Here is a 9,021-nt window from a genome sequence, read left to right as displayed (position 1 = left end):
TTTCACCTTCTGCAGAAGCTGATGGACGAGGGCTTCGACCTCACGGTCTTCTCGGAGCTCGATGTCGACCACGGCTTCACGGTGCCCCTGTCGGTCTGGACGCCGGAGCCCGGGGATGCCTGGCCCTGCCCCGTCATCCCGATCATGGTGAACGTCATCAGCTACCCGCAGCCGACCGCGGCGCGCTGCTACGCGCTCGGCAAGGCCCTCGGCCGCGCGATCGCCGGCTACGGCGGCGCGCGGACGGTAGGCATCCTCGGCACAGGTGGGATGTCGCACCAACTCGCGGGCGCCCGGGCCGGGTTCATCAACCCCACCTTCGACCACATGTTCTTCGAGGCGATCGAGAAGGATCCCGAGAAGCTGGCCGCGCTGAGCCGGGAGGACTACATCCGCCAGGCCGGCTCGGAGGGTATCGAGCTGATCATGTGGCTGGTCATGCGCGGAGCGCTGAACGCCCAGGTCCGCAAGGTCCATTCGGTCTACCACGTGCCCGCGTCCAACACCGCGGCCGGCCTCGCACTCTTCGACAACCGGACCGCACAGCCGACCTGATCGGCCACCTGTCCACCTCGCCCCGATGCATGGAGGAAGTCGGCCGATGTCCATGGAAAGTCTTGAGCGGTTGCGGGGCACCGCCGAAGAAGGGGGCGTCCCCACCGAACGGTGCCGGGTGATGGGCGTCGTCAATGTCACCCCGGATTCGTTCTCCGACGGTGGCTTGTACTCCACGACGGATTCGGCGGTGACGCACGGGCTCGTGCTGCGGGACGCCGGTGCCGACTACGTTGACGTCGGCGGGGAGTCCACCCGTCCGGGAGCCGGCCGCGTGGATGCCGCGGACGAACTGCGCCGGGTGATTCCCGTCGTGCGGGAACTGGCGGCGGCCGGGGTGCCGGTCAGCATCGACACCACCCGGGCCGCGGTCGCCGAGGCAGCCGTGGCCGCGGGTGCGGCACTGGTCAACGATGTCAGCGGCGGCCTGGCCGACCCCGCGATGGCCCGGGTCGTGGCGGCCGCCGGGGTGCCGTGGGTGCTCAACCACTCACGTGGACCGAGCCGGGACATGTACGCGGCGGCCGGGTACGACGACATCCTGCGCGAGGTCGCGGCCGAGCTGCTCCTGCGGGTGGACGATGCCGTCGAGGCCGGAGTCCACCCGGACCGGCTGATTCTCGATCCGGGGCTCGGTTTCGCCAAGCGGGGCGAGCAGAACTGGCTCCTGCTCGCCCACCTCGACGACCTGGTCCGTCTCGGCTTCCCCGTGCTCGTCGGCGCATCCAGGAAACGTTTTCTGAGCGATGCCCTGTACGGCGACGGACCCCGCCGGCCGGTACTCGACCGGGATGCCGCGACGCTCGCCACGAGCGTGGTCGCCGCACGGGCCGGCGCATGGGGGGTCCGGGTGCATGATGTGGCAGCCTCCGTCGACGCGGTCCGTGTCGTCTCCGCCCTGTGCCAAGCCCGGTCGGCCGGCCGCGCGCGTGCCTGACCGGCCGTGACGACGCCGCCCGTGACCAGCACGGCGGTCCGGTCGTACGTCATGCGCGTCCCCTGTGCTCGGGTGGATCAGCGAGCAGGACGCCGCCGGACAGGACCGTCGCGGGCCGCCACCTGCGCAGGGAGCTGACCAGCGCTACCCCCTCGGCTCGGAACAGGTCGGCCGGATGGAGGGTCCGTTCGCGCAGGAAGCCCGTCTCGACCAGCCGTCCGCGTTCGACTCCGGGGAGGCAGCCGCCGCCGAGCGGGGGAGTCCACCAGGCGTGGTCGAGCCGGACCACGAGGTTGCCCGTGCACGCCCCGGTGAGCTCACCCCGTTCATTGACCAGCAGCACATCGTCGGCCTGCGGATGACGCGCGAGCCGGGAGGTATAGGGCTGTCGCCGGCTCGTCTTGTGGTGTGGCCAGCACTGCGTCGAGTCCACGGGCTCCGCATCGAGGGCGAGCCGGACCGGGTGGCGGTCCGCGGCGGGCAGATCCGCGGCATCGACGACCACACCGCCGTCGCGGAACAGCAGCAGCCGTACCCGCGCGTCCCCTTCTCCGGCCAGGCGTGCGGCCACCGCTGCGCGCACCGCCGCCGCATCGAAGGCGAACCCGAAGTACGCGGCGGAGTCCGCCGCGCGGGCGAGATGCCGGTCGAACGACTGTGGACCGCTTCCGGCCCGGTGGCGGAGTGTCTCGATCAGATGGAACTCCTCCGGGCGGGCATCGAGTACGCGGGCCTTCGCCAGCAGTTCGCCGTACTCCGCAGCGGGCTCGGAGCCCCACGTGATGCCGCCACCCGTTCCGTAACCGGTGACGCCGGTCCGACGGTCGAGCAGCAAGGTGCGGATCGCCACGGAGAAGCGGGCCGAGAAGCGCGCATCGGGCCGGTCCGGGGGCGCGACGACACCGATCGCCCCGCAGTAGACCCCGCGCGGGCCGTCCTCGACCTCGGCGATGAGGTCCATGGTCCGCGCCTTCGGTGCCCCGGTGACCGAGCCGCACGGGAACAGGGCACGGAAGACGTCGCTCAGCCCGACCTCGGCGCCCAGTTCAGCGGTGACATCAGAAGTGAGCTGGTGGACGGTCTCATAGCGCTCGGCGCGCACCAGAGAGGGAACCGTCACCGAGCCCGGTACGGCGATGCGGGCGAGGTCGTTCCGGACGAGGTCGACGATCATGACGTTCTCGGCCCGTTCCTTGGGGCTCGACAGCAGCCGTTCCACGACCTCGGCGTCCTCACCGGTGGTCCGTCCACGGGCAGCCGTTCCCTTCATCGGGCGCATCAGGATCCGGGTGCCTCGTGTCTCGAAGAACAGCTCGGGACTCGCGCTGGCCACCACGAAGCGGCCGGTGTCCAGATAGGCGTTGTACGCGCCCCGCTGCCCGAGCGCGAGGTTCCGGTACAGCTGCTCCGGCTCGCCCCGTACCGATCCGGTCAGCCGCGTCGTCAGGTTGCACTGGTAGGTCTCGCCCGCCGCGATGTGCGCCTTGACCCACTGCACGGCCCGCGCGTGCGTGGGCTCGTCCCACGCCGGCCGCCACGGCCCGGCCAGGGCGGCCGGCCCGGCCTCGTGGCCCACGACCGGCACGTTCCGAGGGGCATCGGTGATGCCGAACCAGGCGAGCGGCAGGCCCTCGACGGGTTCGCGCACGACAAGCCCCGCATCCAGGCCCGGCGCTGCCTCGTAGCTGACGAATCCGAAGGCCCACCGGCCTGTTGCCGCCAGGTGTCCGACGGCGTCGAGCACCTCGATGACTTCTTCGGGGCGCTCCGCGACCAGTTCCTTCTCGACCGGTCCGAAGAGCTGGGCGCTACCCGAGACCAGGTCGTCGAACCGGGCCCACGAGCCGGGGACGTGTCGCATCGGGCCGCCTTCCACCGCCGGGATCCGCCTGCTCACAAGGCCGGATACGGCATCGCCGCGCCTTCGATGCTGCCTGTCGCCCAGGCCCTCCGGATCGGCGTATCGCGCAAGGGCACCCCGTCTTCCGTCGGCGTCGGACAGAGTCATCTGTCGTGGTCCAATCTCCCGGGTGCGCGACTACGTCACTTGTCCTGCTGGGGGCGCGACGCTCGCCGAGCGCAGGTCCGGTCATCCGAGTGTTCTCTGATCAAGGCCGGGTTCCTAGCGTCGTAGGAGGCCCGGAGCCAAGCCCGGCGACGCTGCTACAGCGGCCTCGCAGGAGGTGCGCCCCGACCCACACCACCCCGAGGAAAGGTTCTTCTGCATCATGACTGTTGAGAGTCTGGCCGCGGCCATCGCCCGCGTCGGGAATCCGGTCGAGCTGCTGCGCCACTCCGCCGCGCGCGCCCACACCTTCCCCGTCACACCGGAGTTCACCAATTGGCGCTCCGAGCAGCGCGCCTGGGCGGAGTCCTGCGCGCTCCTCGACCAGTCGCACCACATGACCGACCTGTTCCTCAGGGGCCCCGACGCGCTGAAGCTGCTCAGCGACCTGGGGGTGAACAGCTTCGCCGGCTTCGGGGTGAACAAGGCCAAGCAGTTCGTGGCAGTGAACCCGGACGGTCAGTTGATCGGTGATGCGATCCTGTTCCACCTGGAGGAGAAGCTGTTCGACCTCGTCGGGCACCCGATGGTGATCGACTGGGTACTGTTCCACGTCGAGCGCGGGGACTACGAGGTCACTACCGAGCGCGACGAGAACTCCGCCGTCCGGCCATCCGGCCCGCCGACGTTCTACCGCTACGAACTCCAGGGGCCGACCGCTGCGGCGGTCCTCGAACAGGCCACCGGACGGCCCCTGCCGCAGACCAAGTTCTTCCACATGGCTGACTTCTCCCTCGCCGGCCGCGCCGTCCGCGGTCTGCGCCACGGCATGGCCGGCCAACCGGGCTTCGAGCTGTTCGGGCCCTGGGAGGAGGGAGAGGCCGTCCTTGAGGCCCTCCTGGAGGCCGGGAAGGACCACGGGCTCGTCCGTGTGGGAGCGAAGGCGTACTCGAACGCCAATCTTGAGTCGGGCTGGGTGCCGGCGCCGATCCCCGCGATCTTCGGCGACGACCCGCTGCTCAAGGAGTACCGGGAGTGGCTGCCGGCCGGCGCCGTCGGCGCCGTCGGCGGCAGCATGGACTCGGACGACATTGCCGACTACTACCTCACCCCCTACGACATCGGTTACGACCGCAACGTCAAGTTCGACCACGACTTCATCGGCCGCGCGGCACTTGAGGAGCTCGCTGGGAATCCGCCGCGTACCAAGGTCACCCTCGTCTGGAACAACGACGACGTCACCGCCGCGATGGGGTCGCTGCTCGGCGAGGGCCCGGGAGCCAAGTACATCGAGTTTCCCAAGGCTCGCTACGCGCTGCATCAGGAGGACAAGGTTCTGCTGAACGGCGAGCAGGTCGGCATCTCACTGGACTGCGGCTACCTCGCCAACGAGCGGGCCATGCTCTCCCTGGCCACCCTCGCCAAGGAGCACGCCACGCCCGGGACCGAGGTCACCGTCGTCTGGGGCGAGCAGCCGAACTCGACGAAGCCGCAGGTCGAAGAGCACCGGCCCTGGGAGATCCGGGCCACCGTCGCCCCCGTCCCCTACGTCCAGTTCGCTCGCACCAGCTACCGGGACAAGTGACATGACGCTGGCAACGGAGAAGGGCGCTCTCCCACGGAACGCCCACACGGCCCTGGCTCACGCGCTGCGCACCGCCACCTACGAGGTCCTGCCCTTCAAGAGCGCCGAGGAGAAGGTTCTCGCCCACGTACCTACGGACGTGGCGCTCACGGTGACGACCACCGAGGCGAAGGGGCCGGGCCCGACCATCGCCCTGGCCGCCTCGCTGACCCGGCAGGGCTACCGGGTCGCGCCCCATATCGCCGCGCGGCTGGTGCGCGACCAGGCGCACCTGGTGGACATCGTGCAGCAGTTGAGCGACAGCGGTATCGACCGTCTCTTCTGCATCGGCGGCGACGCCGCCGAACCGGCCGGGGATTTCCCGGATGCGCTGAGTCTGCTCCAGGGACTGCGGGCGGCCGGCCATTCCTTCTCGTGGGTCGGTATCGGCGGCTACCCCGAGGGGCACGGCCTCATCGGTGACGAACTGATCGAGCAGGCCCTGAAGGACAAGGCGCCGTACGCCACGCAGGCCATCACCCAACTCTGCTTCGACGCCGACACCACCGTCCAGTGGGCCCGCTCGATGCACTCGCGCGGCATCACGCTGCCGATCCGGGTCGGCATCCCCGGGGCTATCAGCCGGCAGAAGCTGATCCGGGTGTCGGCGAGTCTCGGGCTCGGACAGTCCGCACGGTTCCTGAAGAAGCAACAGAACATGTTCTGGCGCTTCTTCCTGCCCGGCGGCTACAGCCCCAACAAGCTGATCGAGAAGCTGATACCGGCGTTCGCCCAGGGCGACAACAACCTGCAGGGCTTCCACGTGTTCACCTTCAACGACCTGGACAGCACCGAAGCCTGGCGCCAGGCATGGCTCGCCCGACTGTCCTGACGATCCCGCCGGTGCCGGCGTTCCCTTCGTCCCACGGGCCGGTCGTGTCACCGCGGCGCCGCACCGGCCTGCCCGTGGGCTTCCACCCGAGGAGTTGCACTATCCATGAGTGCCCAGGTGATCGACGGGCGTGCCCGCGCCCGCGAGCTCAAAGAGAACCTGTCGGCGGACGTGTCCTGCCTGAGGCGGGACGGACTCACCATCGGTCTGGCCACGATCCTCGTCGGCGACGAGTACGGCTCAGCAGCCTACGAACGCCGACTGTGCCGTCTCGCCGAAGAACTCGGCGTGCCCTACCAGCCGCATCCACTGCCCGCCGGCACCTCCCAGAACGACCTGATCGCCCTGGTCGAGCGGCTGAACGGGGACCCCGCGGTGTCCGGCATCCTCGTCCTGCGCCCCCTGCCGGCACATATCGACGAGGCCGCGGTGTTCCGGGCGATCGACCCCCGCAAGGACATCGAGGCCGTACACCCGGAGAACGCGGGGCTGCTCGCCCTCGGCGTGCCCCGTTTCATCCCCTCCACCGCGGCCTCGGTGTTCCATCTGCTCGACACCTGGCTGGACTCGGTGGGCGAAGACCGCGCCGACTTCTACCACCGCGCGCTGATCGTCGTCATCGGCCGCTCCAACAATGTGGGCAAGCCGGCGATTTCACTGGGCTATGAGCGACAGGCCACCGTCGAGTCCGTCGACGAGTGGGCCGACCGGACCACCGGCATCGGGCGTCACACACGCGCGGCCGACGTGCTGATCGTTGCCGCGGGCAAGGCCGGGCTGATCAAGGCTGAGCACGTCAGCGAGAAGGCGGTGGTGATCGATGTCGGGATCAACCCTTTGACCGGCGCCGACGGACGGGTGCACATGGTCGGCGATGTCGACCACACCTCCGTCGCACCGCGAGTGAGAGCGCTCACTCCGGTCCCCGGCGGTGTGGGCCCCGTGACCGACGTGTGGCTGCTGCGCAACACCGTGCACGCCGCCCGGCTCCTCGCCGGCCGCCCGGCCATCGGCGACGCGCTTGCCCTGCCCGAACCGGCCGACTCGCTCCTGGAGGCGTCATGAATCCGCCCACCGGCGCCCAGCGCGGCGTCCTGCTGCTCTCCTGCCCGGATGCCCCGGGCCTCGTCCACGCGGTCACCGAGCTGCTGGTGCAGGAGAAATGCACCCTCGTGCAGAGCCAGCAGTTCGGCAGCGCCACGAGCGAAACCTTCTTCATGCGGGTGGAGTTCGCGCACATCGACGGCTCGCCGCTGGACTTCGACGCGCTCAGGCTCGGGGTCCAGGTTCTCGCTGACAGGTTTGGCATGACCTGGCAACTGGCCGACACCGCACGGCGTCCGCGCACGGTCATCATGGTGAGCAAGTTCGCCCACTGCCTCAACGACCTGCTCTTCCGCAACTCCATCGGTGAGCTGAACCTCGACATCGTCGCGGTGGTGTCCAACCACCCCGACCTCGGCCGGATCGCCGACGGCTACGGCGTGCGGTTCCGGCACATCCCCCTGTCGAAGGACACCAAACCGCAGGCTGAGGCCGCCCTACTGGACCTGATCCGGGAGGAGCGGGTCGACCTCGTCGTCCTGGCCCGCTATATGCAGATCCTTTCCGACGGCCTGTGCCGGCAGCTGGAAGGCCGGGCCATCAACATCCACCACTCGATTCTGCCGAGCTTCAAGGGCGCCAAGCCCTACCACCAGGCCCACGCGCGCGGCGTCAAGTTCATCGGGGCGACCGCGCACTACGTCACCGCCGACCTGGACGAGGGGCCGATCATCGAGCAGGAACACCTCCGCGTCGACCACTCGCTCAGCCCCGACCAGCTCGCGGCGCGCGGACGCGAGGCGGAGAGCCGGGCACTGGCACGCGCCGTCCGCTGGCACAGCGAGCACCGGATCGCGGTCATCGGCAACCGGGCCGTCGTCTTCCCATGACCGCCCACGACACCAAAACCGGCGACCTCGCACGGCAGCCGGTCGGACAATTCCTCGACGACCTCGCCTCCCGGACCCCCGCGCCGGGAGGCGGGGCCACTGCTGCGCTGCACGCAGCACAGGCCGCGGCGCTGCTCACCATGGTCGCCCGGTACACCACGGGCGAGAAGTACGCCGATTCAGCAGAACTCGTCGCCCGCATCATCGAAGGAGCGGAGGCGAAACGCGCCGCCGCGCTGCGGCTCGCCGCCGAAGACGCAGCGGCGTTCACCGCGGTGACCCAGGCGTACGGACTGCCGCGTGCCACGCCGCAGGACAAGGAACGACGGTCCGCGGCAATCGCCGCCGCGCTCGCGGCAGCCGCGGGCCCGCCGGCCGAGGTGATCCGGGTCGCGTACGCGCTGATGACGCTCGCCGAGGCCCTCTTGCCGGTGGCGAACCGTAACGTCATCACCGACGTCGCCGCGGCCGGCGAGGCGGCACGGGCCGCCGCCACCACGGCCCGGCTCAACGTCGAGATCAACCTCGGCGGCATCCGCGACGAGGCGGCCCGATCCGACCTCCTTGGCGTGCTTGAGCAGGTCGACCCGCTCATCCGCCGTGCCGCCGCGGTGGAGCGCTCGGTGCGCACGGCCCTCGCAGCGAAGCCCACGCCCTGACGTCCGGGGCCCCGGACCCATCCATGCCTGCCCGTCCGTGCCAGGGGGCAAGCACCGGCCATCTGACCACTGAGCGGCAGGTCGAGCAGATGGCACCCCAGGAGCAGAAGCAGGAGCAGGAGCAGGAGCGGCTGCTCCTGCTCCTGCGGCATGGTGTGGGCACCGCCGTCAGCCGGCGGATCCCTCGGGGAGCGGGTGGGCCGGCTGGACCACGGCCGGCGCGGAGGCCGGCTCCTCGGCGTAGAGGATCCTGCGGTTGGCGCACAGGACGGCGGCCAGGCTGATCAGGCAGACCACCGCGACCAGCGCGGAGACCGCCGCGCTGCTGTGGAAGCGGGCGAACAGGGCCGTGGCCAGCAGTGGGGTGATACCGCCGCCGAGGATCGAGGCGATGGTGTAGCTGATCGTGGAACCGCTGTAGCGCAGCCGGACGGGGAACATCTGCGTGATCAGCGCCGGCTGAGTGCCCGCCATG

The 9,021-nt window shown here is 70.1% G+C and carries 8 protein-coding genes and 1 pseudogene; 7 read left to right on the top strand and 2 right to left on the bottom strand.

Features of this window, described 5'->3' with window-relative positions; translation table 11 throughout:
* Both ACZ4XD_RS36765 and folP read left to right on the top strand, forming a co-directional pair.
* A partial coding sequence (locus ACZ4XD_RS36765) for a DODA-type extradiol aromatic ring-opening family dioxygenase (RefSeq protein ID WP_468049843.1) occupies positions 1-555 on the top strand: 555 nt, incomplete at its 5' end.
* 52 nt (positions 556-607) lie between these two features.
* Positions 608-1,492 carry a dihydropteroate synthase gene (folP, locus tag ACZ4XD_RS36760; RefSeq protein WP_468049845.1) on the top strand — a complete coding sequence of 295 codons (885 nt, stop codon included), beginning with the start codon at positions 608-610 and terminating at the stop codon, positions 1,490-1,492.
* 49 nt (positions 1,493-1,541) lie between these two features.
* Here folP and pabB read toward each other — a convergent pair whose 3' ends face one another.
* Positions 1,542-3,353 carry an aminodeoxychorismate synthase component I gene (pabB, locus tag ACZ4XD_RS36755; protein WP_468049841.1) on the bottom strand — a complete coding sequence of 604 codons (1,812 nt, stop codon included), beginning with the start codon at positions 3,351-3,353 and terminating at the stop codon, positions 1,542-1,544.
* A gap of 367 nt (positions 3,354-3,720) precedes the next feature.
* Here pabB and ACZ4XD_RS36750 point away from each other — a divergent pair, with 367 nt between their 5' ends.
* From ACZ4XD_RS36750 to ACZ4XD_RS36730, 5 genes are all read left to right on the top strand, one after another.
* The gene (locus tag ACZ4XD_RS36750; protein ID WP_468049839.1) at positions 3,721-5,082 is read left to right on the top strand and encodes an aminomethyl transferase family protein; all 1,362 of its coding nucleotides are present in this window, start codon (positions 3,721-3,723) and stop codon (positions 5,080-5,082) included.
* Between the two features lies 1 nt (position 5,083).
* Positions 5,084-5,953: a methylenetetrahydrofolate reductase gene (locus ACZ4XD_RS36745; protein ID WP_468049837.1), complete on the top strand. Its 870-nt coding sequence runs from the start codon at positions 5,084-5,086 to the stop codon at positions 5,951-5,953.
* 105 nt (positions 5,954-6,058) lie between these two features.
* Entirely contained in the window at positions 6,059-7,018 is a 960-nt protein-coding gene (locus ACZ4XD_RS36740; RefSeq protein WP_468049835.1) for a bifunctional 5,10-methylenetetrahydrofolate dehydrogenase/5,10-methenyltetrahydrofolate cyclohydrolase, read from the top strand.
* A complete protein-coding gene (gene purU, locus ACZ4XD_RS36735; protein WP_468049833.1) occupies positions 7,015-7,887 on the top strand; it encodes a formyltetrahydrofolate deformylase in 873 nt (290 codons plus the stop codon). Before ACZ4XD_RS36740 ends, purU begins: the two co-directional genes overlap by 4 nt.
* On the top strand, positions 7,884-8,546 hold the full coding sequence (locus tag ACZ4XD_RS36730) for a cyclodeaminase/cyclohydrolase family protein (RefSeq protein ID WP_468049831.1): 663 nt from the start codon (positions 7,884-7,886) through the stop codon (positions 8,544-8,546). Before purU ends, ACZ4XD_RS36730 begins: the two co-directional genes overlap by 4 nt.
* A gap of 168 nt (positions 8,547-8,714) precedes the next feature.
* Here ACZ4XD_RS36730 and ACZ4XD_RS36725 read toward each other — a convergent pair.
* Positions 8,715-9,021, bottom strand: a pseudogene (locus tag ACZ4XD_RS36725) (hypothetical protein); the annotation flags it as partial.

It is taken from the genome of Streptomyces sp. NPDC029466 (assembly GCF_055574515.1).
Note: the sequence above shows the minus strand (reverse complement) of the source record. Positions and strands in the feature narration are given on the sequence as shown.

Coding starts and splice junctions, on each gene's coding strand:
- purU (WP_468049833.1), top strand. CDS start 7,015: ATGAATCCGCCCACCGGCGCCCAGCGCGGCGTCCTGCTGCTCTCCTGC.
- ACZ4XD_RS36745 (WP_468049837.1), top strand. CDS start 5,084: ATGACGCTGGCAACGGAGAAGGGCGCTCTCCCACGGAACGCCCACACG.
- folP (WP_468049845.1), top strand. CDS start 608: ATGGAAAGTCTTGAGCGGTTGCGGGGCACCGCCGAAGAAGGGGGCGTC.
- ACZ4XD_RS36750 (WP_468049839.1), top strand. CDS start 3,721: ATGACTGTTGAGAGTCTGGCCGCGGCCATCGCCCGCGTCGGGAATCCG.
- ACZ4XD_RS36730 (WP_468049831.1), top strand. CDS start 7,884: ATGACCGCCCACGACACCAAAACCGGCGACCTCGCACGGCAGCCGGTC.
- ACZ4XD_RS36740 (WP_468049835.1), top strand. CDS start 6,059: ATGAGTGCCCAGGTGATCGACGGGCGTGCCCGCGCCCGCGAGCTCAAA.
- pabB (WP_468049841.1), bottom strand. CDS start 3,353: ATGCGACACGTCCCCGGCTCGTGGGCCCGGTTCGACGACCTGGTCTCG.